At 45.5% G+C, this 25,426-nt stretch carries 25 protein-coding genes and 1 pseudogene; 13 read left to right on the top strand and 13 right to left on the bottom strand.

Translation table 11 applies throughout. The features are described 5' to 3' along the window. Nucleotides 1-289 precede the first annotated feature (289 nt). Nucleotides 290-1,093, top strand: a complete 804-nt coding sequence (locus RIG27_RS11240) for a cobyrinic acid a,c-diamide synthase (RefSeq protein ID WP_446341528.1) — start codon at nt 290-292, stop codon at nt 1,091-1,093. Here the strand turns inward: RIG27_RS11240 and RIG27_RS11235 are convergent. Together RIG27_RS11235 and RIG27_RS11230 are read right to left on the bottom strand one after the other, a co-directional pair. Beyond that, on the bottom strand, nt 1,090-1,563 hold the full coding sequence (locus RIG27_RS11235) for a DUF4112 domain-containing protein (protein WP_446345141.1): 474 nt from the start codon (nt 1,561-1,563) through the stop codon (nt 1,090-1,092). The two genes, RIG27_RS11240 and RIG27_RS11235, sit on opposite strands and share 4 nt — an antisense overlap. After that, nucleotides 1,560-2,498 (bottom strand): YihY/virulence factor BrkB family protein, encoded by a 939-nt coding sequence (locus RIG27_RS11230; protein WP_446345139.1) that lies wholly within the window; start codon nt 2,496-2,498, stop codon nt 1,560-1,562. The genes RIG27_RS11235 and RIG27_RS11230 overlap by 4 nt, the downstream gene beginning before the upstream one ends. A gap of 135 nt (nt 2,499-2,633) precedes the next feature. On the opposite strand from RIG27_RS11230, the gene RIG27_RS11225 reads away from it, so the two are divergent. Both RIG27_RS11225 and RIG27_RS11220 read left to right on the top strand, forming a co-directional pair. Next, nucleotides 2,634-3,089 carry a hypothetical protein gene (locus tag RIG27_RS11225; protein WP_446345137.1) on the top strand — a complete coding sequence of 152 codons (456 nt, stop codon included), beginning with the start codon at nt 2,634-2,636 and terminating at the stop codon, nt 3,087-3,089. A gap of 291 nt (nt 3,090-3,380) precedes the next feature. Then, entirely contained in the window at nt 3,381-3,842 is a 462-nt protein-coding gene (locus tag RIG27_RS11220) for a pentapeptide repeat-containing protein (RefSeq protein WP_044205815.1), read from the top strand. Between the two features lie 454 nt (nt 3,843-4,296). On the opposite strand, the gene fmt is transcribed toward RIG27_RS11220, so the two are convergent. Together fmt and RIG27_RS11210 are read right to left on the bottom strand one after the other, a co-directional pair. Continuing rightward, complete coding sequence (gene fmt, locus RIG27_RS11215) at nt 4,297-5,307, bottom strand: methionyl-tRNA formyltransferase (RefSeq protein WP_446345135.1); 1,011 nt, start codon at nt 5,305-5,307, stop codon at nt 4,297-4,299. A gap of 78 nt (nt 5,308-5,385) precedes the next feature. Then, complete coding sequence (locus RIG27_RS11210; protein WP_446345133.1) at nt 5,386-6,267, bottom strand: OmpA family protein; 882 nt, start codon at nt 6,265-6,267, stop codon at nt 5,386-5,388. Nucleotides 6,268-6,330: 63 nt separating this feature from the next. On the opposite strand from RIG27_RS11210, the gene RIG27_RS11205 reads away from it, so the two are divergent. The 5 genes from RIG27_RS11205 (at nt 6,331) to RIG27_RS11185 (ending at nt 10,251) form a co-directional block, all read left to right on the top strand. Then, nucleotides 6,331-6,576: a hypothetical protein gene (locus RIG27_RS11205; RefSeq protein ID WP_446345131.1), complete on the top strand. Its 246-nt coding sequence runs from the start codon at nt 6,331-6,333 to the stop codon at nt 6,574-6,576. A gap of 335 nt (nt 6,577-6,911) precedes the next feature. Further along, nucleotides 6,912-7,736: a hypothetical protein gene (locus RIG27_RS11200; RefSeq protein WP_446341516.1), complete on the top strand. Its 825-nt coding sequence runs from the start codon at nt 6,912-6,914 to the stop codon at nt 7,734-7,736. A gap of 252 nt (nt 7,737-7,988) precedes the next feature. After that, the gene (locus RIG27_RS11195) at nt 7,989-8,444 is read left to right on the top strand and encodes an NUDIX hydrolase (RefSeq protein ID WP_446341514.1); all 456 of its coding nucleotides are present in this window, start codon (nt 7,989-7,991) and stop codon (nt 8,442-8,444) included. A gap of 188 nt (nt 8,445-8,632) precedes the next feature. Further along, nucleotides 8,633-9,445: an alpha/beta fold hydrolase gene (locus RIG27_RS11190; RefSeq protein WP_446341512.1), complete on the top strand. Its 813-nt coding sequence runs from the start codon at nt 8,633-8,635 to the stop codon at nt 9,443-9,445. Between the two features lie 227 nt (nt 9,446-9,672). Further along, a complete protein-coding gene (locus RIG27_RS11185; RefSeq protein WP_446345128.1) occupies nt 9,673-10,251 on the top strand; it encodes an Npun_F5749 family FMN-dependent PPOX-type flavoprotein in 579 nt (192 codons plus the stop codon). A gap of 44 nt (nt 10,252-10,295) precedes the next feature. On the opposite strand, the gene RIG27_RS11180 is transcribed toward RIG27_RS11185, so the two are convergent. The 6 genes and pseudogenes from RIG27_RS11180 to RIG27_RS11155 form a co-directional block, all read right to left on the bottom strand. Continuing rightward, nucleotides 10,296-10,877: a Uma2 family endonuclease gene (locus RIG27_RS11180; RefSeq protein ID WP_446345126.1), complete on the bottom strand. Its 582-nt coding sequence runs from the start codon at nt 10,875-10,877 to the stop codon at nt 10,296-10,298. A gap of 64 nt (nt 10,878-10,941) precedes the next feature. Beyond that, nucleotides 10,942-11,709 (bottom strand): annotated as a pseudogene (locus tag RIG27_RS11175) (Rpn family recombination-promoting nuclease/putative transposase); the annotation flags it as partial. A gap of 549 nt (nt 11,710-12,258) precedes the next feature. Beyond that, nucleotides 12,259-13,497, bottom strand: coding sequence for a type ISP restriction/modification enzyme (locus RIG27_RS11170; RefSeq protein WP_446345124.1), 1,239 nt, complete (start codon nt 13,495-13,497; stop codon nt 12,259-12,261). A gap of 8 nt (nt 13,498-13,505) precedes the next feature. Then, on the bottom strand, nt 13,506-13,730 hold the full coding sequence (locus RIG27_RS11165; RefSeq protein ID WP_446341506.1) for a type II toxin-antitoxin system HicA family toxin: 225 nt from the start codon (nt 13,728-13,730) through the stop codon (nt 13,506-13,508). Then, nucleotides 13,727-13,930, bottom strand: a complete 204-nt coding sequence (locus RIG27_RS11160) for a type II toxin-antitoxin system HicB family antitoxin (protein ID WP_446341504.1) — start codon at nt 13,928-13,930, stop codon at nt 13,727-13,729. Before RIG27_RS11160 ends, RIG27_RS11165 begins: the two co-directional genes overlap by 4 nt. An 11-nt stretch (nt 13,931-13,941) precedes the next feature. Next, nucleotides 13,942-15,789: an N-6 DNA methylase gene (locus tag RIG27_RS11155; RefSeq protein WP_446345122.1), complete on the bottom strand. Its 1,848-nt coding sequence runs from the start codon at nt 15,787-15,789 to the stop codon at nt 13,942-13,944. Nucleotides 15,790-15,902: 113 nt separating this feature from the next. Between RIG27_RS11155 and RIG27_RS11150 the strand changes: the two genes are divergently transcribed. The 4 genes from RIG27_RS11150 (at nt 15,903) to RIG27_RS11135 (ending at nt 21,362) form a co-directional block, all read left to right on the top strand. Then, nucleotides 15,903-16,424, top strand: coding sequence for a hypothetical protein (locus RIG27_RS11150; RefSeq protein ID WP_446341502.1), 522 nt, complete (start codon nt 15,903-15,905; stop codon nt 16,422-16,424). 293 nt (nt 16,425-16,717) lie between these two features. Further along, the gene (locus RIG27_RS11145; protein ID WP_446345119.1) at nt 16,718-19,201 is read left to right on the top strand and encodes an ATP-dependent Clp protease ATP-binding subunit; all 2,484 of its coding nucleotides are present in this window, start codon (nt 16,718-16,720) and stop codon (nt 19,199-19,201) included. Between the two features lie 309 nt (nt 19,202-19,510). Beyond that, nucleotides 19,511-20,950 (top strand): phosphoglucomutase/phosphomannomutase family protein, encoded by a 1,440-nt coding sequence (locus RIG27_RS11140; protein WP_446345117.1) that lies wholly within the window; start codon nt 19,511-19,513, stop codon nt 20,948-20,950. A gap of 184 nt (nt 20,951-21,134) precedes the next feature. Beyond that, nucleotides 21,135-21,362, top strand: coding sequence for a LapA family protein (locus RIG27_RS11135; protein WP_446341496.1), 228 nt, complete (start codon nt 21,135-21,137; stop codon nt 21,360-21,362). Between the two features lie 116 nt (nt 21,363-21,478). Here RIG27_RS11135 and RIG27_RS11130 read toward each other — a convergent pair whose 3' ends face one another. After that, nucleotides 21,479-22,687: an aspartate aminotransferase gene (locus tag RIG27_RS11130; protein ID WP_446345115.1), complete on the bottom strand. Its 1,209-nt coding sequence runs from the start codon at nt 22,685-22,687 to the stop codon at nt 21,479-21,481. A 64-nt stretch (nt 22,688-22,751) separates the two neighbouring features. Here RIG27_RS11130 and RIG27_RS11125 point away from each other — a divergent pair, with 64 nt between their 5' ends. After that, on the top strand, nt 22,752-22,994 hold the full coding sequence (locus RIG27_RS11125; protein WP_446345113.1) for a hypothetical protein: 243 nt from the start codon (nt 22,752-22,754) through the stop codon (nt 22,992-22,994). A gap of 292 nt (nt 22,995-23,286) precedes the next feature. Here RIG27_RS11125 and RIG27_RS11120 read toward each other — a convergent pair whose 3' ends face one another. Together RIG27_RS11120 and RIG27_RS11115 are read right to left on the bottom strand one after the other, a co-directional pair. Further along, the gene (locus RIG27_RS11120; protein WP_446345111.1) at nt 23,287-24,444 is read right to left on the bottom strand and encodes an iron-containing alcohol dehydrogenase; all 1,158 of its coding nucleotides are present in this window, start codon (nt 24,442-24,444) and stop codon (nt 23,287-23,289) included. Nucleotides 24,445-24,560: 116 nt separating this feature from the next. After that, nucleotides 24,561-25,193, bottom strand: coding sequence for a Uma2 family endonuclease (locus RIG27_RS11115; RefSeq protein ID WP_446345109.1), 633 nt, complete (start codon nt 25,191-25,193; stop codon nt 24,561-24,563). Between the last annotated feature and the right edge of the window lie 233 nt (nt 25,194-25,426).

The following is a 25,426-nucleotide window of genomic DNA, read 5'->3' as shown; positions in this document are numbered from 1 at the left end:
AATGTTTATTCCGTAACATGGAATTAGATCTTCATGAGTTTTGATGGTTTTTTGGTCTTCTTCCTTGTCCACTTTCCCTCCAGGTCTTCCAAGTCTTACCTCCATTATACCGTCAATGTAAAAAACCTACCCTTGTGAGGGGGGGTAGGGGGACTTTAACGGTAGCAGGGTGTGTTAATACAGCCGTTACCCCTGTAAGCGATCAGTTGGCAGATCCGCAAAGATGCTGTTAAATTTATTATTTCCCCGACCGTGACCGCTAAAACCGTTGTTTATGATAGTTTTAACGATGCTAACCAAGAACTCGAACAGTCTAGAAGAAACTCAAGGGATTGGCGTCCTAGAGAAGATTACATTAGCTGTGAAAAAATGGGCAAATACCCTTCCCTCAGATCAGCGAAAGCATATTATGTCCCTTTGTTATTTAATGTGTGCGACTTCACCAGAAATACAAGCTGAATTGACGGGTTTTTTAGATGATTATGTAGCTGATAGTTTGGTGGAGGAGATTTTGCAAGATCGAATCCGCCTTCAGCTAGTCACCAAGTATTTGCGAAAATTCTGTATTGAAAAAGAACTCAATCCTTTGGTGTTAAACAGCTATATCGAACAATTTTGTATTCATTCAGCACAAACGTTACAAAAAGAACCCGAACTCTATTTAGAGTTTGTGCTGCGACTGATTCACAGTCCAGAAGAACGTCATAATCTTTTCAATTATATTTTGGGCTGTGAAGTGATCAAAATGATATTTCAGATGAGCTGGCTACAACACGAGCGATTGTATCAGCTTCAGAAAAATCAAGAAAGTTTTATCCGGAGTTATATTAAGCCTATCCAATATTCTCATCGAATTAATGGAATTGTTGTACCAAAAAATGAAAAGGTATTTTTTGCTAAGCGCGATTACTATATCAAGCAGCCCAATATTTATGAAAAGAAACTTATTGAATTAGTTTCATCTACTTTTACCCATCAAATAATCCTAAATTTAGGATTTTCAATAAGCTGTAATCTAGATTTTTTGACGTTTGACTATGACTATATCTATAGTAATGAGGAACCTGAGTGTATATTTTATGCCACTGTTTAACGGTTTATGACTGCCAAAAATCCTTTGATGACCAGCAAGCTAAGAGTAGCGATAATGATTACGGCTATAAGTAACCCTAGCAAAAGCAAGACCAGAAAAAACCAATCCGTCTGTTTTTCAGGTTGAGGACTATCCCAATACGTTTCCAGCAGTTCGATATTTTTAGCATTTGCTTTCCAGGTTGCATCAGCAATATCGCCCACGATGGGTACAGAACCAATGACTGTATCCAAAAGAATATTAATAACCATTTGTCCTAATAGCGATCGCGGGATACCGATCCGTGCTGCTTCGAGTACGATATAGGTAGAGAACGCTGTTCCTAAAAAATCACCTGCCCCCGGTAACAAACCTAACACAGGATCTAGACCGAAACGCCATGGTGTTCCCGGAATGGGAATGGCATTGTCGAGCAAATGGCTCAACCGACGCAGACGCTGGAGAGTAGACGTTTTGGAATTATGGGTCATTGGATTTTGGATTCGGATATCTCAGATATTGCTTTTAACTCAGGTTTCTCAATTGATCGCTCTTTAGCCGCTTGCATTGCCTCTCCTACTGTAAGATTAAGTTGATCTCCTAATAAAAGTACCAGAGATGTCATGTATAACCAAAGCTGTAAAACAATCACTGCCCCCAAAGCGCCATAAATTTTGTGATAATTGCTGAAATTCGACGCCACGTAATTCCGAAACACACCAGATACAATCGCCCATAATACGGCAGCTAAAACGGCTCCAGGTATAATCGGGTTTCCCTGACGCCAGTGGCTGATGCCAAAGCGGTAGATAATTGCAAAGACGATGGAAACTAAGCTTAAGGCAATGAGCCAACTTAAAAGCCGTAAGAGGGTCAACAAGATGACAACAATACTTTTATATTCCACCAAGTTGACCGCCCAGTTACTAATAAACAAGATAAATGAGGCGATGAATAGGAGTAAAACACTGCCTAGAGTCAAACCCATAGCAATTAACTTAGCTTTCCAAAAAGGTCGAGTTTTTTCTGAGGAAATTTGATTAATTTGGTCAAGGGCATTCATCGCCGCATTCAGCGCCCCAGATGACACCCAAATTGCCATAATGAAGCTTAAGGAAAATAAACCCCGATTGTCTGTGAGGTTAATTCCCTCGGCAAAATTACGCATCAGTTCCATCGCCTGCTCTGGCGCTACTTCACCGAGTTGATCGGCTGGATTCGTCCAAGGGAAAAATTGTTTGAATAACTCAATCACGGTGAAAATCACCAAAATTGCGGGAAACAGGGCTAACATGGCGTTATATGCCATCTGAGAAGACAAACTCAAGAGCCTATGTTTTAAGGCACGACTGACGGTGATTCTCAGGGTTGCCAGATTCAGATACCGAAAAAAATGTAAGAAACGGAGTAGACGGGGACGTAGCATAAAGAATGGGTGGGCTAGCAGTATCGTTCACCCTTACTGTGCCAAATTTTTAGACCCTTAAATATAAACAGGAGTCAGTCTAGGGATCTACACAACTCCCTATTTGTCCAGAAACCCCTACAGGAGCAGTCTGCGATGAGCAACGATGTCAGACAATGGTTAGCCGAAATCAAGGAACTGAAACAGCAACTCGCCGATAGTATTCGCGATCGCGATGCTGCCAATGAATCTGCGGCTAACTGGCGTCGCCTCTACAATACTGAAGCCCAGCAACGCCGCACTGAAGCCCGACTCGCCCAACAACAGCTCGACGCCCTCACACTTGAAGTTCAGCAACTGCAACAGGAGAAGGCTCAATTAAAAGCTCAAGATCCCGACGCCACCTCTGCTATTGAACAGGAGGTGGCAAAACTGCAAACCATAGAACAGTTGCAACAAAAACTGATCGAGGTGATGATGGAGCGCGATCGCCTCATCAATGCCTTAAAAATTGAGCAAGCCAATCACGCCCAAACCCGCAACAGCTTAACCGCTGTCATTGGCGATACAATTGACCAGTTGACCAAGCAACGTGGCACGGCAGAAAAATGAGGGATTCATCATTCAGAATTCTCGGCTGATTTATGAAAAAGGTAACAATTTTGTAATCAGATCCCCCCCTCCAGATAGAGGCATGATCAGGTCTCTGGATAGAATAGCGAAAAATATCGAGAGCATCCCTCTCATCCTTAAGGAGTATTTTTCACCAGAACTTGCTTCTGTGAAGAAACCTTGAATGTATAGTATAGCTCCTTGGTATAATTTACATTTCGGCTCATTTAATGAGATAATAGAATCGTGAGGTAAAGAACGGAAAAAAACTTGAAAATAAAGGGGGAACTTATGCAACATAAGATTCTAGCAATGATAACCTTACTCACTCCCCTAGTGTTCGCTAGCTCCGTCAAAGCTGAAAATCCACTTCATGTGCAACAGTTATTATCCACTGGAGCCTGTGCAAACTGCGATCTATCGGGAGCTAATCTCAAAGGTGCCCATCTGATTGGCGCTGACTTGAGAGAGGCAAATCTGCAAGGTGCAAACCTAAGCCACGCGAACCTTGAAGGTGCTGATCTACGCGAGGCAAATTTGGCAGGGGCGAATTTGACAGGCGCGTTTGTCACCAACGCGGATATGAAAGAAGCGAATTTAAACCGGGTTGATTTTACAGAAGCCACGATTTACGATGCCAACGTCTATGGCGCATCAATGCAGGATATGACCATCAGTAATGCTGACATATTCTACACAGGCATCGGTGTAGGGGGTGAAGGAGCAGAAGACGTCGTTCCAGATTGGTATTAGCTTATCCGGCGAGAAGCCCCACGCTCTAATCTTCGATTGAGCGTGGGATTCTTCGCCAGTCTATTATTGACAACTTGCTTTTCACCAGCTGCTATTAACGGATGGATAAATTGTTTTTGTGTTTCATCTACAAAGCTGTAAAAGCTGGTAACTTGACAGCAAAAACTCAACTCCATAACTAAAGTTTCTCTTGCGATAAGCAAGAAGTGGGGCTGGGCGTATTCCCCACTATAAAATGCTGGAAGCGTCGTTCTTGCAACGGCGACAAAGGAAGCCTACAACCGTCGTAGGGTCGGTGTAGGAGGACGTCACTCAACTGACTCCTTTCCTGCTCTGAAATAGCAGGGTAAGCAAAGGTAATCAAACAAGAGGAGGTTACCTTTACTTTAATTTTTTCCTTTATTAATTTTCTCTTTAGTCCGCGTAGGCGGACTTTGTTTGTGTAGCAGCGATTTTAATCGCCGTGACGTGAAACTAAAATCTCTCCCCCAGCTACCCGCATACCATTAGCAAAGTCCCAAGCCGACTGAGCGCGTTTACCAGCTAGCTTAACTTCGCGCAGTAGCAACAATCCTTCACCTGTTTGAATAATCAGTCCAAGTCCCTTAATAATACTCACCACTTCTCCGGGACGCCCAGAGGCTTCTCGTACAGACAACCATTGTTGCTCCGGAATCTTTAAATCTGTAGGTAACTGGGGAAAGTAAGCCTCTCCCAGAGGAGCAGTTGCCAGGATTTTCAGGGATTGATCCCGAAATGAGGCGACACAATTCGGTATAAATCCTTTGATCTGATTGTGTATTTCTATGGCAGATCGTGACCAATCGACAGCATAATCTGATTTTTGAATCAGGGGCGCATACGTCGCTTGGGAATTATTCTGGGCGATGGGTTGCACATCCCCTTTGTTTAACTTCAGCAGCGTTTCGATTAACAAATCCGCCCCCAAATCCGACAGTCTTACAGCTAACTGATGGGCATCGTCTAATAGCCCAATGGGTGTGTGAGCCTTCAGTAACATGGGTCCCGTGTCCATCCCAGCATCCATCAGCATGGTAGTGATGCCAGTTTCAGGTTCACCCTGATACAAACACCACTGGATTGGCGCGGCTCCCCGGTATTTCGGCAACAGTGAACCATGGACATTCACACAGCCGAGTCTGGGCATATCGAGAATTTCTTGAGACAGAATCTGTCCATAAGCAACAACGACAAATACATCTGCCTCAGCTTGTTTGAGTTGGCTCAGGGTTTCTGCATGCTTTTTCACCCGTTTGGGTTGCCAGACTTGCAGTTGATGAGTTAGCGCCAAGGTTTTTATGGGTGAAGGAGATAGTTTATTTCCCCGCCCTCGACGTTTATCGGGTTGAGTTACCACACCCAGAACATTAAATTCTGAATGGTTGATTAAGCGTTCTAAAGTAGGTACGGCGAATTGAGGCGTACCGAAGAAAATAACGTTCATCTTATACTTTCAGTCAAAAACTGATGAATGACAAATGACGAATGACAAATGACGAATGACCAATGACGAATAACAATTTTACTCGACAGCAATTTCAATTCGGCGATTGCGTTGCTGATTCGCATCGGTATCATTTGCCACAAGGGGACGAGTTTCACCATAACCGACAACTAACCAGCGGTAGTCATCCCCAAAAGCGCGAGCGAAATACTGCTCCACAGCTTTGGCACGACGAAATGACAATTCGCGATTATCCTCAGGTTCACCCTGGCTATCTGTATGAGCGGCGATGCGGATGGTACTTGACGGATAGTTACGTAAATCTGCAATAATTTTGTCTAAAATCAAGCCGGCTTCTGGACGCAGTAGGCTGTTGTTGCCCTCAAATAAAACATCACTTGGTAACGTCACCTTCAAGGTTTGGCTAGAACCGAATGAGTCCGATGAAGCTGCTATTACAGTAGCATTCGGATTATTCCCATTGGATGTTGCCTCTTCAGGGGGAGGTTGAACGCCTTCTAGTTGCAGCGCGATCGCTTGCAATCGGGCTTCTAAGGATTCATTGGGGCGACTACTGCCCAGTTGGGCTTCTAAGGTGGCAAGTCCCTCACTCAATGATCGCAGTTGACCTTGCAGTTGGGTAAGCTGGGCTTGCACCTGTTGTCTCTGTACAGGAGTAAGTTGAGGTGGCGAACCTGTCGGTTCTGGTATCGATGTTGGGGTAGTATGGGGAGAAACGACTGGCATCTGCCCTTCAAAATGGCTTACCATTTTGAGGAAAAAGGGTTTTTCTGGGTTGGTTCTGGGATAGAACGTGGCAAGGACAATGCCCAAAATTAGGGCTACGCCGCCACTGACGCCCAATAATAGCACTCGGAATATAAAAACGAGAAACCAAGGGCGTTGAGACCTCAAAGAGGCAGAAGTCGTTTTATCTGCTGAATGAGCGGATTGAATCACCGATTTTCCTGAATTTTATTCAGACCCTAGAAGAATAACACCAATACACCCATTAATTCGATCATGCCACTTGCCAGAAGTTTATCACCACCTCTAACTAGACAACGGGGAGATGAGGGAGATGAGGGAGATGAGGGAGATGAGGGAGATGAGGGAGATGAGGGAGATGAGGGAGATGAGGGAGATGAGGGAGATGAGGGAGATGAGGGAGATGAGGGAGATGAGGGAGATGAGGGACTTGCAAGCAGTCAAAATATGCTGGGAGACGTGTCAAGAGAGGATTATTTAAGTCAAGTAATGGACGTGTAATTAATGCGGACATCAACGGAAGTATCCAAATTATCCGCAAGTATCTTCCAGAGGCGTTTACCGCCCTTGGTAGTAGTGAGCTGTGCCGTGCAGCCAATACGGGTCAATCCAGTTTGAAAGACTGAACCCATAAGTTTCTATAAGTTCAGTCTACACGGTTCCTTAGCTTGATATACATAGACTAAAGAACACTGCCATAGTTCCCAAAACGTTGCTCCTCACACAAGACGCACCGTTTAGCAACCTCACCTATATCGATGTTCAAAATAATAGTCCGCTTATTCAGATGGTTTTATTCACAACCATACCTCTTACTGTTCGCTCCTTGGCTACTGATGACCTATAACGTATCTGCCCAAGCTCAACAGGTTCATACCCCTGAACCCGCCCATTTCCCTATAGAAACCGACCCCCCATCGGTGTCTTCTGCTCCAGCGAATCTCGACGTGACTGAAGAAACTGCTCCCGATATGATTGAGACCGTAGAGCAGATTGATCCTCTCGATAGTCCTCATCCCATCCCTTGGAATTGGGTGTTGACGACCCAAGCGGAACTAGCGGCGAGTGACACCTTTGGTTTACGCTACTACCGCAGCCAATCATTGATTTCTCCAGACGGTCAATACGCCGCCTATAGCCGCATTTCCATGCAAGGGCAACCTGAATTCTATCGCAGCCGGGTTACCAGTGTGATGTTCCTAGAAGATTTGCAGACCGGAGATTTGCAAACGCTTACGGCGTCATCTCCCTTATCTGATAATCCTTTAGTCAGTAATGAAGATGCTGATATGCCAGGAACATTCGCTATTTTGATCCCCGTGTCTTGGTCTCCGTCTAGCGATCGCCTTTTAGCACGACAGTTTGAAGGTCTGTTCAGTACATCCTTTGCTTCAGATTATGCAGTGATTTGGGATCGCCAGAAAAATCGCACGTATACCGTCGCCCCTGAGCCAATTGACTATACCCATGCTGTGTTATTGGGGTGGAGTCAAACCTATCCCGATCAGGTTCTGTTTCGTGTCGGTGAACTTGGTGATGATCGTTGGCCCGTGTTGTCAGTGAATTTCCAAGGTGAAACCACCCTCGCCTTTGACGATGAACCGATTGTGTACGGTCAAGTGGTTAACCAGGTTTGGACGGGACCTCAAGCACGTTGGTAAAGAGAAAAGAACGTTGATGATAATGCCTCAGTCAACATAGAACAGGCTGGGCTTCAAGTTTTTCAAGAAGTCGGGGCCCTAGCAGACCCACATAAACGGACGGGGAGCGCGTGTAAGACCTCATCTGGGGCAGTGCGCGGTGAGCCGTCAACCCACCGAGAGTACGTGCAGTTAACACTGTTCGACGCTTTTAGGAATCACCGTCCTTGTAGGGCGGTGAGGATGTCAACTGTTCCATAACCATCTGAATCCATGGGTCGTATTTGGTATTTTGTCCAAACGGTATTGGGGATTATTTTCCGCCATCCAGTCCTCGGTACAAGTATTATCCCTGTTTTACCGGATGGACAAATTGTACTGATTCGGCGTCGTGATAACGGAAAATGGGGATTACCTGGAGGGATGGTGGATTGGGGTCAAGACATTCCCACAACCGTGCGGCGGGAGTTGGCAGAAGAAACGGGACTAGAGTTGCTGGCAATTCGCCGATTGGTGGGAATCTACTCAGCCGCCGATCGCGATCCCAGAGTTCATTCGGTTTGTGTTGTCGTCGAAGCGGAGGTTCAGGGAACAATGCAGATAAACGATGTGTGGGAAATTACGGCAGTTCAAGCCTTTGAACGTTCAGCGATCCCGATGGGCAACCTGAGTCACGATCATGGGCGACAGTTGCAGGACTATTTTGACGGTAAAACCACTGTTGCCTAAATGTTCATGAAAAATTATTGGACGCTTCTATTCTTCAGGTATCCCGCTATCCCTCCCCAGCTTAGGACGCGGCGACTCGCTTCGCTAAGGTTGAAGCTGAGGACTCGCAGCGAATCTTATTGAATTTCGAGTGAAAAGATGTAGACTGCTACTTTAAATATTGAGTTTTGAAACACCCGGCAACTAGGATGAATTTAACCTTACGGAATTCCCGAATTAAGCTACCTTTGGGACAAGTTTTTTGGCGCGAAGTGGGACAAGGACCCACTCTTATATTTTTACACGGGTCTTGGAGCGATAGTAGTCAGTGGCTACCCCTAATTGAGTACCTCCATCAAGATTATCATTGCTTTGCCCTTGACTTATTAGGATTTGGTGACTCCCAAACGCCGCAACTGCACTACTCAATTCAGGTTGAGGTTGAGTGTTTGTTCCACTTTATCGAGGCGTTACACCTTCCCGAAGTTTACCTGGTTGGTCATTCCTTAGGCGCTTGGATTGCTGCTAGTTATACGTTGCATCACCCGGAACAGGTTCAGGGATTAGTGTTATTAGCGCCTGAAGGCATTCGAGACGATGGAGACTGGAAAACTTGGCAGTGGCGGAAGTGGTTAGTCGGGCGTCCTCCCCTTGCCTATACTATCCTGCGATCGCTCTTACCTCTAGCGCGGCTTTTTGGGCGTCACAAAGATATTGAGAGAGCGTTAAAACAGCGACAACAATTGCTGCAATCCCCAACAGCTTGTCAATTGTTGTTCCGACGACGGCGGGTGGAAATTCAAGGGGAATTATTACACGAACATCTACCCAAGTTAGACATCCCTACGCTGATTCTTCAAGGAAAACAAGACTCACTTGAAGTGATTGATCACGCTCAAGCGTATGCCAACCATAGCCCTAATACTAAATTACAGATGATTGACCAAGCCGGAAACGACATAGCGGAAACCGTACCGGGAATTGTCGCTCAGCATATTGATTATTTTGTTAAATATCAGTAGAAGGGTAGGAGAGTAGGAAGTTAATGCTCCCTTCCCCCTAACTATGGGTATGATAGACGCACTTGCCCAGCCGGACATGGTATCATTCATCATACCAAATCCGGGTTAGCTACCCCCGCTATAACCCAGTCCGCGCAGGCGGACGCAAGTTTGTATAGCAGCGATTTCAATCGCCATGACAAAAAAGGTTTTTCAAGCGGATTTGGTATCATTCATCATTTCATACAATGTCAATTGCTCCCTGGCGAGTTCCCCTATCTCGCGCCCTTCATCGCAACCGCAGCTTACCCTATGCTCGCTACTTTCAACTAGCAACTGTTTGTCCAGATGGGTATCCGGCTAATCGCACCGTTGTGTTTAGGGGCTTTTTCGATAACTACTTAAAAATTATCACCGATTCGCGCAGCCAGAAAGTTAATCAAATTAATCCTAATCCTGAGGCAGAAATTTGCTGGTATTTTCCTAAGACTCGCGAACAATTTCGGTTAAGGGGTCAGCTTATTCTAGTGGGAGAAGATTATCCCGAATTGACCTTAAAAAATGAGCGTCAAACAACCTGGCAAAGGCTTTCTGATGCAGCGCGTGTGCAATTTGCTTGGTCGAATCCGGGTGAACCTAGAGTAGAAAGTGATCCGGCGTTTTCCCAACCGCCACCTGATCCGGAGCAACCATTGCCCAATTTCTGCCTCCTATTGCTCGAACCGATACAGGTGGATCACCTGGAATTGCGCGGTGATCCGCAAAACCGATCGCGTTATACTCAAGAGTGCGATCGCCAATGGATCAAACAAGCAATAAATCCCTGAATTTTCCTTGAGGCTAATCATCTGAGGTTCTGGATTCAATCTGATTATTCCTTAGCCTCAAACGTGACTTTATCATAGACATCCTGGATAGATATGTCAAAATGAATCGAAGCTAAAGAAAAAATACTGCTTTGATCATAGTATTCTGAAAATATCCATTTATTTTCATCAGCTTTAGCATAGTGTTGGAGATGAACCTTGTATTGGTCGATGAGTAGATATTCTCGAAAACTTGGTATCGTGCGATAAGCCGAAAATTTTTGATCACAATCATAGCTGCGGGTAGATTCCGATAAAACTTCAGCAATCATAAGCGGATTTGTGATAGTATCTCTGCGTCCCACTTCAAACAACAACTCACCTGAAACAACCATGACATCTGGATACGTATGAATTCGCTTTTGAGGAATCCATAGCCGCTGATCAGCGACGAAAACATCGTATGTTTTGCCTTTTAAAGCAAAGTTCAACGCGGCATAAAGATTACCCGCTATACGATTGTGATTGGGTGTTCCACCTGTCACGGGAATAATTTCTCCATCTATATAGTCGTGGCGATACTCGGAAGCTACTTCTAACTCTAGATATTCTTCGGGCGAATAGTAGCGTTTTTCCTGGGCTTGCATAGATATAATTGTGAATACAACCTTATTTTGGTTTAAATTCGCTTAATTCCCAATACTCAAAAGCTCATTCCTCCTCAGTCGATTCCTCCGCACTACGCTCTAACCAGGTGATTAAATCGTCCCGATTTGAGAAATCCAGCAACGCCTCTGCTAAATCCTCTAACTGGGGGATGGATAACTGTTGAATTTGCGCCTGTAATAAAGGTTCAACGACACCAATTCGCCGACGCAGCAGACGCTGAATTAGCATCAATTCTCCTTCCTTTCTGCCTTCCTGTCTACCTTGTTGCAGTCCTTGTTGTAGCCCTTCCTCCATCCAACTTGTGACAATTTGCATAACCACCTCACGCTCTTGTAACTCGAATCTAGCAATCTCTGTTTGAAAAATCTCTTGTTCTTGGGGATTCAGGCGCAGATATGTATCAACAAACCCAGAAATTAACTGCATCCGTGCGGGGTCAAGTCTTAAGGTTGCTAATAGGCGCAAGCATTCTGATTTTACCCTGGGACGGTCTTCTGGGGCTATATTCATCTTAGCCATGAGCGCACTGGCGACGGGATTTTGTTGTTCGAGAAAATCTCGCCAGTTGAGAGGATTAAGCTGAATGACAGCGTAGTTGAAATTCAGAACCACTTTGTCGGGAAACTCGACGCGATGAAAGTTGGGTTGGGGAGTGCGAGGGGTATCGTAGGAAAAAATAGCGACGGGATAGACAGGTAATCCATGTTTCTCGTATAGACGAGCGAAATAGCGGAACATCCGCTGACTAAAATTGGTTTGAGGATGCGCCTGGTTTTCGACGTGAATCAGAAAGAATGAATCTTGTTCCCTTTGAGGTTACACCAAATCTTGGGTAAGCTAGCATAGCTGTGCGAAAAAAATTGTATAGACGTGTCGTTTGCTCAAAAATGGTTATGGATCAGGGAGTTGGCTGCTGTTGTGCGATCGCGCATCTACTAACTGACCTTTTGGTTATATCATAATTAACCTTCGTTTTCACGGTATGTGGCACAAATAAAGTATGTTTTGTGTGGAAGAGTGGGAGATGGTGTAGGGGCGGGTTTCACTACTATCTTGTCGGTTGCACCCTTTCTTTCACTAAACCCGCCCCGATGCAAGTGTCTAGGTTTCCCGTGAAAAGTCAGCACAATTAACCCAAGTCCTTCAATTGACTCAAGTCTGATTGGGGCATTAGGCTAGACGTAGCCGGATGCTAGAAACAGGTAGATAAGTCTAGAGATTAGTAACAGTTAGCACAGAGGGAGTAAAAACCGCGATCGCGTTTTGGTTCAACGGCATTGGTTCACTTTAAAACACGAGGAGATGTTGATTAATGAGTGAGTATATTTTAGCACAAATTTAAGCCATCCAACAATAATTCTACTCAATTGGAAAACTGGGAATTAATTGATCAATCTCTTCCATGAGTTCCATGGTTTCCTTGATAGCAACCACGACTTTTTGATAGTGCAACAGTTCATCAAAGGATAAGGTACGTTTGGCTTTCTTGCGGTCTTTCAGCCATTTGCTTAAGACTTGATAACCACCAATCTTAAATTCCCACACATCGGGAGCGATGCCTTCAAAATAGCGGGTTTTGTTGATGTAAACTCGCTGTTCTTTGGGTTTGTAGGTGACTTCGGTAACAGCATTGTCACCATCGCCGCCTATTTTGGTAATTAGGTTGTTGAGTTTATTAGATTTCATCAGGTGCAGATCGACTAATTCTTGACCTTTTGCCCCTAAGTCTTTGAAGAGTTTATCGTTGCTGGTTAAGGGGACACGGGGAAAGTCGATTTTGAGGAATTCGGCATAGCGTTGGCGATAAGTGGGGCTGTGGAAGATGGCGTAGATGTAGTAAAAGATGGCTTCTGGAGTGGGGATGTAGCCAAGTTTTTCTCTAATGGCGGCAATGAAGTCTGAAGATAGATTAGGGGATTTTTCAACAAATAAATTACCTTGTTGATTAGTAGTATCAGGATAGAGGTAGAGAGGAAAATTATGGTTAGATTCTTTCGTGATATTGGATATTAAGCAATCATTAGGAACTAAATCTGACACAAAAAAATGATTATACTCTAAATTTGATATTTGACGAGAACAGACCAAACAAAAATTATTCTTCTTAAAAAGATGCCGCTTTAGAGCTGGACGAATTCGATCCATGATTAAGCTAGAGTAGAACATGGGTCTATTATCAAAAGGGCGATATGCACATAAATCTAAATCTTCTAAGTAATCTTTTTGTTTTGAAAGTTCCTGGGATGCAGATTTGTAATCCCATGAACCAAGATGATGTTTACTTGAGTAAATTGGGTCATCAAGAATTGAAATCTTAACTAGCTCATCAATTCTATGCTTTAAAGCATTTGCATCAAAATCAATTGCATAGTGATCACGATGGCTTTTGAATCCATAAACGTGAACTGGCATTATTTTTGTAATTTTCCAGCCTGAATTATATTCAGTGAGTAAATCAGTGTTTTGAGGGCAGAATAAGTAAAACGGCGATTGAGGAAAGATTTCTGTCCATTCAACCGTGGTGACATCATGCTCCTGAAGATAACGATATTTATCTTCCCGTGAACCCCAGAGATCAGCATGATAAATCTTAGTCATAGATAACTTCACTCCGTTTTCCATTCACTTTCGGGAATGTCGGCACCAATCATAATATTGCGTAGTGTGCCGAGTGGCAAATCACGCCCCTTGTGATAAGGTACAATCACTTGAAGCTGGCGATCAAGATTTCTCCATTTGCGATGACTACCCTTTTGAGAAATCAATTCAAATCCATAACGCTTCAGAATGCGCTCAACTTCATCTGCATTCAGGCGACGGTTGCGAGTCATCCAACCGAAACCTCCCGCAAAATGGCTCCTGATTTTAACTCTATGGGATCAGGTTCAAGATAGAGTGCGATCGCGTCACGAATACTCTCTAAGGCTTCGGCTTCGGTTTCTCCCGCCGAAACACAACCAGGTAATTCTGGACACCAAACTGCCCAATCTCCCGTTTCTGCATCGATTTCAAGCACAACACGCCATTTCATCAGGGTTTCTCCTAGGGATATTTCACCATAATAGCTACTGCTACTCCTTGTTGGATATCAAACACATTTTTATCGGGTGAACCATCGGGAGCCACTTCTTTTTTCTTACTATTACCATGTAAATCTATAAAGTAAATCTCGTCAAATGTCTTCTCTAAACTCTGGCGCATTCCCCGAAACGTGGGATTATCTAAATAGCCATGATTCGTAATCAATGCCAGAATCCCGGAACCTGTGCGATCAATTCGCCATTGCCCAAACCGAATAAATTTTACATAATCATCTTGCAAATACTTAGGATTATTTTCACCTAATGGCAAACCATCCACATAGTAATAATCGTGAACCAATCCAGCAATCCACTCACTTTTATTAGCGGAATGTCCAGAATAGGGTGGATTTCCTAACACCACCATTACAGGCACGTCTCGCTTCACCGTCGCGGCTTCATTGGCTTCCTGCGCCACAAATTGACCAAATAAAATCTCTGACTTTTTCAGTGCCTCATCCAGTGTATTGGTTAAATAAATCCCTAATCGCTGTTTCCCCTTAAATTGATACCCCAATTCTTGCAGTGCTAGCCCTAGCTTAAGGTGAGCAATTGCATAAGGTGCCATCAATAACTCAAAGCCAAACAAGCGATTCAACAAGTTATCTTCCACATAGCTATCCCACTGGTTCGCCATGCCAATGTCTTCCAGATTGCGATAAATATGCTTAATTACCTCATACAAAAACGTACCCGTACCCGTTGCCGGATCAAGAATTTGTACTCTCGGCTTCTGGGTTTTCGGATCTTTGGTATTATCGGCTAAACCTAACGGCAAATTAAACCGCTCTTTGAGAATCGCATCAACGGAACGGACAATAAACGACACCACAGGTTCCGGTGTATAATACACCCCCCGACTATTTCGCAAGGCTTTATTATACGCTGCCAGAAATGTCTCGTAAAAATGCACAACCGGATCATCTTGGCGAGTGCGCTGCCCAAATTTTTCCAGAATACTACCCATATCCACTTGAGCCAGCAATTGCACCAGATCATCAATTGCCCAATCAATCTGACTGACGGCATCAGTTTCCACAATCGTATTAAATAACCGCTTTAAAAATGGATTCGTTGCCGGAATATAGGTGCCAGCCGTGCGACGGGTAAACCCCTCACACCCTGGATTTTGGGCATGACCCACTCGTGCCGCAAATAACCCATAAGATATCGTCTGAGCATACATATCGGCAAAGTCAGGATCGGTTAATTGGGGGAGTAATACTTCACTAAATCCCTGCTTTAATTGATGTAATTCTCCCTGATTTTCCTCCTGGCTCAAAGCCGTTAGAGTTGCCAACCGAATTGCCTTAGTTAACCTTGCCATTTGTTGGGCTAAGTTTTCAGGATTGCTGATAATCTCCCCGGTATAGTTGAGAAACTGCTCCAACAGGGCGGCAATCTTTTCCGTAGAGACGCGCCATGGCGCGTCTCTACAATTGTCGTTAATATCGGCTAATACCTGCTTCAGTCGGCGCTTCCCATTGACATACCAGCGAAACTCTAGATAGTTGGTTAACACCAAATTGGGGAACGATTCGAGATAGCGCTGCAATTGCTCTGTTTTTTCAATGGAATTGAGATCTAATCCAACATCTTTAGCTTCCACATAACCCACCAGCAAGTCTCGCCGCTTTACCGTAAAATCGGGAATCCCGGCTTTGTTGCCTTTTTCTTCGATAACGGCATCAATTCCATTAGCCGGATCATCCAGTAAGGCTTTTAAGGCGGGGTAATGGCTGCGTTCACTTCCTTTTTGTCGATTTTTTTGGATGGATTTCAGATAAGACTCAAAGGAGACAGAGGGCATGGTACTTTAATGTTAGTATGATGGGTAAAATTTTGTATAGATGCGCTAGGGTAAGTCTTTCATACATCGTAGATTATGTAGAGACGCAGCAGGCTAAGTCTATCATCAGTGACATGAAGCAAGTTACAGTTTATCTCAACCACGGAAAACACTGTACCGGAAGCTCGGATAACGGCAGAACCACCACCGAGAACCATATCTTGTATCCCGGTGATATGTGTATTGTTGATCCTGCCCATTCAAACAAACACAAATACAGAGGTAGAATTGGCAGACTCGATGGAACCCAACGCAAAGGAATTCCCCGACTTTGTTTCACCGACAAAAAAGGCGGGTATGGTTACATTAATCCCGTTGATCTCTCTCCTCTCCCCGCCAATCTCCCCGCCATAACCAGCATCAAATCATCGTCCCAAAAACCACATCCCACCTTTCCGGTAGACTTACCGCCAAAAGTTCCCGGCGATAAAGACAGTCTACAACGCGCCATCTGTCTCCTGGGAAATCGCACTAAATCAGAACTGAAACAGAAACAGCAAACCGAATTAAGAGAACTGATTGGCACCTATCCCAACCCCCAGAGAGCCGCCGACTGGAAGAAAGGATTAAAGCAAGTGGTTAAACAGTCGGATTGAGAGAGATGAGGATAGTATTATTGGGTACTTAACAAGCTATTTTGTTTCGCTAACCCCATCTAAATCAAAGATTCTAGATAGGGACTGCGCTCAACTTTCGTTCAAAACTTAATCTCAATGCCCTGAAATCCCCTGTAGACGGCAACTACACCCAATAATTACGGTTCTGCCCACTGATAAAGTTCATCATACAGAGGTAAAGTGTGAGTAGAAAGTACATAAAAATTTACAAATAAGGGTAAATCGTTTACCCCTTCAGCTAATCATAAACCGCTCGGCAAAGGAAACCAACCATGTTTGAACATTTTACAGACAGAGCTATCAAATCCATTATGCTCGCCCAGGAGGAAGCCCGTCGCTTGGGACATAACCTTGTGGGAACTGAACAAATTCTCTTGGGGTTGCTGCGAGAAGGAACCAGTGTGGCGGCGATTGTCCTGAAAGATATGGATGTCACCCTAGAATCAACCCGGAAGGTGGTTGAAAAAATTATTGGTCGCGGTTCAGGCTTCGTTCCAGCGGAAATTCCCTTCACTCCCAAAGCCAAACGCCTGTTTGAGCAATCCTTTAAAGAAGCTCGACAACTGGGGCATAATTATATTGGTCCAGAGCATTTGTTACTCGCCATTCTGCAAGACAGCGACAGCGTTGCGGGTAAAGTGTTGCAAAGTTTAGGTGTCAACCCCTTCACCGCCCGCACTAAGCTGATTCAAGCCATTGGTGAAGTGGCGGCGGCTGCAACCGCTAGAGGACCCGGTACTTCAATGATGGGTCGCACATCAAAGTCTGCGACTCTGGAAGAATTTGGCAGGAATCTCACCCAGTTAGCCGCAGAGGGTAAGTTAGACCCTGTGGTGGGTCGTGTCAAGGAAATCGAACGGATTATTCAGATTTTAGGACGCCGAACCAAGAATAATCCCGTATTATTGGGAGAACCGGGCGTTGGCAAAACCGCGATCGCAGAAGGATTGGCGCAACGGATTTCCGATAGTCAGGTGCCAGAACTGTTGGAAAATAAGCAGGTGATCAGCCTGGATATCGGCTCACTGATTTCCGGGACTCGTTTCCGGGGTGATTTCGAGGAACGCATCAAGCAGATTATGCAGGAAGTGCGTGAATCGGGGAATATTATCCTGGTGATTGACGAACTTCATACCTTAGTCGGTGCTGGGGCGATAGAAGGCGGATTAGATGCGGCGAATATCCTCAAACCGGCTTTATCGCGAGGCGAACTCCAGTGTGTCGGGGCGACGACGTTGGATGAATATCGCAAGCATATTGAGCGTGACGCCGCCTTAGAACGCCGTTTCCAACCAATTATGGTGGGTGAACCCTCGGTTGAGGAAACCATTGAAATTTTGCAGGGGTTGCGGGATGCTTATGAGCAGCATCACCGGGTAGAAATCTCTGATCATGCGTTAGATGCAGCGGCGAAACTGTCAGATCGTTATATCAGCGATCGCTTCTTACCGGATAAAGCCATTGACCTAATAGACGAAGCCGGAAGTCGGGTGCATCTGATTCATTGTCAGCCCTCTCCAGCCACGCGAGACATCAAGCGTCAAATGCGTCAGGTGACCAAAGAAAAAGAAGAAGCCGTTCGTCTCCAGGACTTTGAGAAAGCCGCCCAATTGCGCGATCGCGAACATGAACTGGAAACTCAGCTTCAGGCGATTCTGCAAGAGGAAACCGATGAAGATAGCCCAATGCAGACACCTCTGGTGAATGAGGAAGATATTGCCCACATTGTCTCCTCTTGGACAGGTGTACCCGTCAACAAGCTAACCGAATCCGAATCAGCCCTGCTGCTACATATAGAAGATACCTTGCACCAACGCTTAATTGGTCAAGAAGAAGCCGTTACAGCCGTCTCCAAAGCGATTCGGCGGGCGCGGGTGGGGTTAAAAGACCCGAATCGACCCATTGCTAGCTTTATCTTCTCTGGACCCACGGGAGTGGGTAAGACGGAACTGGCGAAAGCATTAGCGGCTTATTTCTTCGGGTCAGAAGAGGCGATGATTCGCTTGGATATGTCCGAATACATGGACCCACACACCGTCTCTAAGCTAATCGGTTCGCCTCCCGGATTTGTTGGCTACGACGAAGGCGGTCAACTCACAGAAGCCGTCCGGCGTCAACCTTACACGGTACTCCTATTTGACGAAATCGAAAAAGCCCACCCCGATGTCTTCAATAGCCTCTTACAACTGTTGGATGATGGTCGGTTGACGGATGCTAAGGGTCGTACCGTAGACTTCAAGAACACTCTGATTATCATGACCTCGAACATCGGTTCGCGGGTAATTGAAAAAGGTGGCGGTGGTTTCGGATTTGAAGATTCAGACAATCTGGCTGAGTCCCAATACAACCGGATTCGCAGCCGAGTGAACGATGAACTCAAGAACTATTTCCGTCCAGAGTTCCTCAATCGCCTTGACGATATTATCGTCTTCCGTCAGTTAAACCGAGATGAGATTAAGCAAATTACGGATCTCCTGTTGGTGGAAGTGTCAACGCGCTTAATGGAACAAGGAATTATCCTAGAAGTGACCGAACGGTTCAAAGAGCGTTTAGTCGAAGAAGGGTATGATCCCAGTTACGGGGCGCGACCGTTACGTCGGACGATTATGCGGCTATTAGAAGATAGTTTAGCCGAAGCGATGTTAGCGAGTCAGATCCTTGAAGGAGAAACCGCTGTGGTTGATGTGAATGAGAAGGGTGAAGTGACGGTGATACCCGGTGAATCGCCAGCGCGATTGCTACAACCGGTTGGTTAGAATTTAGCAACCTCTTTCAGATGTAGCATGTAATTTGTTCTAGACGTAGCATGCTACGTCTTTTTTTTACGACCAAAACCACCGAATTAGCCACATCACCAAAGCCGCAACAAAGGCGACTGTTGATACCAACTTGCAGTCAAAGAGGTAATCTGTCATGCTGAGCGAAAGGCACTGTAGCGAAGCATCTGGACTGATTCTGACGCTCGTTCCTGGCGATAGCTTCGCTCTCATAAGACATAAGACGAATGACAAATGATACTACTCATCCCCCTATAATTGAGTAAAATCAAGAGCAACGTAGCCAAAATGAGTGCAACAAATAGCGCTAAAAAAATAAAATTCGGCACAGATGGCTGGCGGGGAATCATCGCTGATGATTTTACATTTGCCAATGTCTGTAAGGTAACTCGTGCGATCGCACGTTATCTGGATACAGCCTACGGCAAAGACCGCCCGGTATTAGTCGCTTATGATACTCGCTTCCTGGCTGATGAGTTTGCCCGCACTGCAGCTGAGGTTTTGGCAGACTTGGGCTGGACGGTGAAAATTGTCAACCGGGATTGTCCGACGCCAGTGATTGCCTATCAAGCGCGTCAACTCAACTCAGCCGGGGCGCTGATGTTTACAGCCTCCCATAACCCCGCTGCCTATTGCGGGATTAAATATATTCCGGATTATGCCGGTCCTGCTACCCCGGAAATTACGGATACCATCGTTGCCAATATTGCTGGGGCAGATGATGCCATGCCCAGTGGTAAGTCGGGTGATAAAATTTCTACCTTTGATCCAAAACCGGATTATTTACAGTTTATTTACACGCTACTAGATGTAGAACGGATTCGGCGGGCGCAACTTAACGTAAAATACGATGCCCTCTATTCCACCTCTCGCGGTTATTTAGATGATGTCCTAGAATACTGTGGCTGTCAGACTGAGGCATTCAACACCACCCGTGATGTCTTATTTGGTGGCGGAATGCCTGAACCGAAAGGCGAGTATCTGGTGGGGTTAAGAGAAGCCGTGACGCGAGATAATGCGGATTTAGGTCTAGCCACCGATGGGGATAGCGATCGCTTTGGTATCGTAGATGAGCAGGGGACTGTGTTAACGCCCAATACGGTGCTATTGTTACTGGCACGTCACCTGATTAAGAACAAAGGTAAAAAAGGTGCGATCGTCCGTACTGTTGCCACAACTCACCTATTGGACAACTTTGCCCTGAAAAATGGTCTAGAAACTTACGAGACAGCCGTCGGGTTTAAATACATCGGTCAGAAAATGCGGGAAACCGAGGTGCTGATTGGGGGTGAAGAATCTGGGGGATTGAGCATTATTGGGCATATTCCCGAAAAAGATGGTATTTTAGCCAATATGCTGGTGGCTGAAGCCATTGCCTACGAAGGTAAACCCCTAAGTCAGTTAGTCGAAGAAGCGATCAAAGAAGCCGATGGTCCAGTTTACAACCAGCGCCTGGACTTGCATTTAAACGAGGCTCACAAAGCCGCCGTTTTAGACACTTGCACCAAAAATCCCCCTAAAGAAGTGGCTGGGATTAAGGTTAAAGAAGTCGGGCGCAAAGACGGGATTAAACTCTATTTATCAGAAGGAAGTTGGGTGCTACTACGTCCCTCCGGTACAGAACCTTTGATGCGGGTGTATATGGAAGCGGATTCTCCTGAAAAGCAAAGTCAAATTGCTGAGGCGATGAAGCAGATGATTCAGCAGATGGAACCGACAACGGTATAACTAGGGGCTGCTGGATAACGTTTGTAGAGACGTTGCATGCAACGTCTCTACACAGTGGGCGGTAGAAAGATATTCAATGCGCGAGTTTTAATCCCTGATAGGGATTCAGGGGAATTCCCCGTTAGAAGCGGTCAAACAGAGCCTAAATACACTATACTGCATCCACTGCCCCGAAGAATTGAGCATGAAAGCCTTAACTAATCTACTCACATCTCTAATTGTCGCCGCGTGGATTGCTGCAATTGCTATCCTATCGGTACAAAATGCCACACTCGTCTCCCTAAGATTTCTCAACGTTGAATCTATTAAACTCCCTGTGGGAATTGTTTTGGCGTTGAGTGTGGGAATAGGATTGATTGTTGGGGCAATTATTCCGTGGGTATGGCAGATAGAAAGCAGAAGGCAGCAATAGTGGATTAGGGATGTGAAGGAATAGAGGAGCGGGGTGAGGGGTTTGACCCCTGAGAAAGCCAGCAGTATCCTCGAAGGGTTAGGCTTGAGACCCATTATTTCCGGTCATCCATCTTTCTATGATCCAGACGCTACAGGTTCGGCTTGATAGCGAATCCCGGCTTGCTTCAGACGTCGCAACACCTCAGCCAAGCGATCGCACTCCGCAATCAAACTTACCCGCACATAGCCTTCACCGCCGACACCAAAGGCATTTCCTGGCGTTACCACCACACCCGTTTGCTGGAGAACATCCAGAGCGAAATCCGTTGAATTTTGACCCGGTGGACAAGGAACCCACAAATACATCGTCGCCTTTGACTTGGGAATCCGCCACCCCAATTCAGCTAACCCTTGAATCAAAAAATCTCGGCGGCGACAGTAACGTTCTTGCACCTGATACACATAACTATCGGGTAAGTCTAATGCCGTTTCTGCGGCGGTTTGTAATACGGCAAAAATCCCGTAATCTAAATTCGTTTTTAAGGTTCGTAATCCTTGAATAATATGGCGATTTCCGACAACAAATCCAACCCGCCACCCTGCCATATTATAGGTTTTTGATAAGGTATGAAATTCTACGCCAATCTCCTTCGCACCCGGAATTTCTAATAAACTCGTGGGTTTATAGCCATCAAATGCTAGTTCGGCGTAACATAAATCATGCACCAACAGAATTGAGTAACGACGGGCAAAAGCCACAATTTCTTCAAAAAACTCACGGGGAGCCGTCGCTGTTGTTGGATTATTCGGATAGTTAAAATAGAGAATCTTTGCCCGTTGCGCCACATCCTCAGGAATAGCGGCTAAATCAATCAGCCAATCATTTTCCGGCTTAAGGATCATGCTATGAATTTCAGCCCCAGCAATCAAGGGACCTCGGAAATGAGCCGGATACGCCGGACTCGGAACTAAGACTAAATCCCCAGGATTGACATAAGCTAGAGCAAGGTGAGTCAATCCTTCTTTAGAACCCAACAGGGGTAGGGCTTCGCTATCGGGATCGAGAGTAACTTGATAGCGGCGGTGATACCAACTGGTAATCCCATGGCGAAAATTTGCCGTTCCTTCAAACGGGGGATAGCCGTGATTAATCGGATAATTCAGGGCGTTGATGGCTGCTTCAATCACTGGTGCAGGTGCTGAACCGTCAGGATTCCCCATGCCTAAATCAATTAAATCCAACCCTTGCTCACGGGCACGGGCTTTGAGTTCATCCAAACGAGCAAACACATAGGGGGGCAAGGCACTTAAGCGCTTGGCTGGGGTAATCCAATCTAAGTTCATTTAAAAATGCAGCGTTCCTAAACTAGAAAATTATATCGGTATTGCCGGAAAATCGCTGAAGTCGGTGGGAAAAATTAAAGTCGGGCAGTGGGGAGCATTATTTGTCATTCGTCATTTGTCATTTGTCATTTGTCATTCGTCATTCGTCATTCGTCATTCGTCATTCGTCATTCGTCATTCGTCATTCGTCATTCGTCATTCGTCATTTGTCATTCGTCATTCGTCATTTGTCATTCGTCATTTGTCCAAAAATTATCGCATTGGATCAGGGCGGGTTTTGTTGATAGATTATTGGTGGGTATCCTAATTAAATCCCTAAACCCGCCCCTACCATCCGGACTGGTTTTGTTGATAGATTATAGTCAGCCATGTTTCTTATATAGCAACCGCCATGGCTGTTAGGACACATCATTTATGTAGAGACCAAACATGGACGGTCTCTACAATGGTGCCGAACGTCCTAATCGATGTGTCTATTGCTATACAATACGTCTTGGCTTTATCGCTGTCAGAGCATCGACAGACTTAGCCCGATACTGTTTCACAATGTACGTTGTGCAACCCGGAGCTGATCATTTCTGGAAAAACTTAATATATTTTTAATCTTCTGTATCGTTTATCGCTGTGGATAAAACGGGACTGCAATTTTTTTCCACCAATGTTGTTGTCGAAACCATCGCTGCCATAAGTTGTTCAGGTGTCACATCAAACGGTAATCTGTGGATATCCGATTGCGGCTGACAAGCAATATCTGCCCCCTGGCGCAACTGTGCCAACGTGATGTTCCCTAACCCCAAATCATCAAGAGTTTGGGGTAAACCGATTTCGCGATAAAACTTTAATAACTGTTGTCGTGCAGATGCGGCAAGTTGATTCCCCTGTACCATTTCTTCTAAGCGCAATTGCACCAGAATCCCATAAGCGACTTTCTCCCCATGTAAAGCGCTGTGAGAACCAGGAAGATGGGTTAAACCATTATGCACCGCATGAGCCGCTACAGTACGACATTGCGCCCCACCTAAACCACCAATCACACCCGCCAGCAAAACTGAAGCATCAACCACCTCTCGCCAAACCTCGCTCCCTGGCGTTTTTAGAGCGTCTGCTGACTTTTGAAACAGGATATCCCGTAACACCCTCGCCTGTTGCACCGCCGCAATAATTAAGGTTTGAGCCGAATCCCCACTACTCACGGATGCCTCATACCATTTTGCTAAGGCGTCTCCAATTCCGGCGACTAAGGTACGTTGGGGGGCAGTTTCAATCAAGCTATAATCCAGAATCAGCAAATCTGGACAACGATTCAGACTTACATCGTACAGGAAAGCCCCTTCATTTGAGTAAATATTAGAAAGTGCTGTCCAAGCGGCACAAGTAGCGGCAGAGGTGGGAATGGTTACAACTCGAAGGTGACAGTGATGGGCTAAGAGTTTAGCGGTGTCTAAGGCTTTGCCACCTCCCACACCAATAATTAAGTCGGCTTGATGGCAGGTTGCTGCTTCTTTGAGGGATGCCAGGGAGACTTCACTGCAATCCGGACGATAAGACGCCGTAGCACAGTTTAACGACGGCTGTTTTAAAATCGGCTGTAGCTGCGGTGATAACGTCGCCAAGGTATGATTACCGCCAACAATCAGCGGACGATGACCCAAAGACGCGATCGCATCTCCAGATTGTGCTAATGCCTGGATACCGCGCAACACCCGCGCTGGGGCAACTGTGAGCGACAGCAATGAGGGAGGAGCAGGGTTAGTCATTTTTAGCAGAGGATTCAGCTAATTGAATTTTTATCTTACCTCATCTCCCCTATCTCCCCTACCCACTTGGTTTCAAGACTTCCCGTGAAAGCTCCATAATAAATCTGTCTTTCTTTTTACTGTCCCAACTGCTGCCTCAAGTCGCGAATTGCTGCGCTGGTATTGCGTTGATAGGCAATTTCTAAACATCGCGCTACTATCTCTGATAGGTTCACATCCGGGAAATATTGACTTGGCGATGCCATGCCATATTCATCGCCCTGAAGTTGGTAAATCAACAGTTGTTGGTTCCGAAATAACCAGACTTCTGGCACTTGATAGGGGAGATAATCGTTTACATCTGAATAACTGGTGATGTCAATTTCTAACACCAAATCCGGCGGTGGATCGTTGCGCCAATCAATTCGTTCCTTACCCGAAACTGCTTGCCAATGATCAATGTAAAAACAATAATCCGGCTCAATCCCACTTTCTTCTGGCAGTTGCATCGTTACTGGCGTAAACGAATCATACTCGCACCCTGTCGAATCAAGGAGCACCTTAATAATGTCCGCAATCAGACTGACATCTCTGCCGTGTTTAGGCAAGGGCGACATAAGCAACACTTCTGATGAACGATATTTGAGTCGAGGAATGGAATCATCTCCCCGCTGCTCACACAACGTTTGATACTCCTGCCAGGTAGCAGGCGATCGCACTACAGTTCCGGCTGAAAGATAAAGTTTTTCGGGCGAAACGACAGTAATCATATCTTCATCCCCATATCCTTTCCTTAACTAATCATTCTACTTCCCCTCCTCCCAGAGCAATGGCAAAACCCCTCACCCAGCCAATAGCTACCTGCCCACCGCCTTTTGTTACTACAACTATCCCTTAGCCAAAATCGCCCAAAGCCTCACGGTGAGGTAGTGCAAGATTTTTTGGCTGGGGGAACTTCAGTCTAAGGCTAAGGTTCCCTACTACAAGCTATAGCACTACGCCG

This window comes from Coleofasciculus sp. F4-SAH-05 (assembly GCF_040222985.1).
Taxonomy (GTDB): domain Bacteria; phylum Cyanobacteriota; class Cyanobacteriia; order Cyanobacteriales; family Coleofasciculaceae; genus Coleofasciculus; species Coleofasciculus chthonoplastes.
This window is presented reverse-complemented; position numbering and strand designations above follow the sequence as displayed.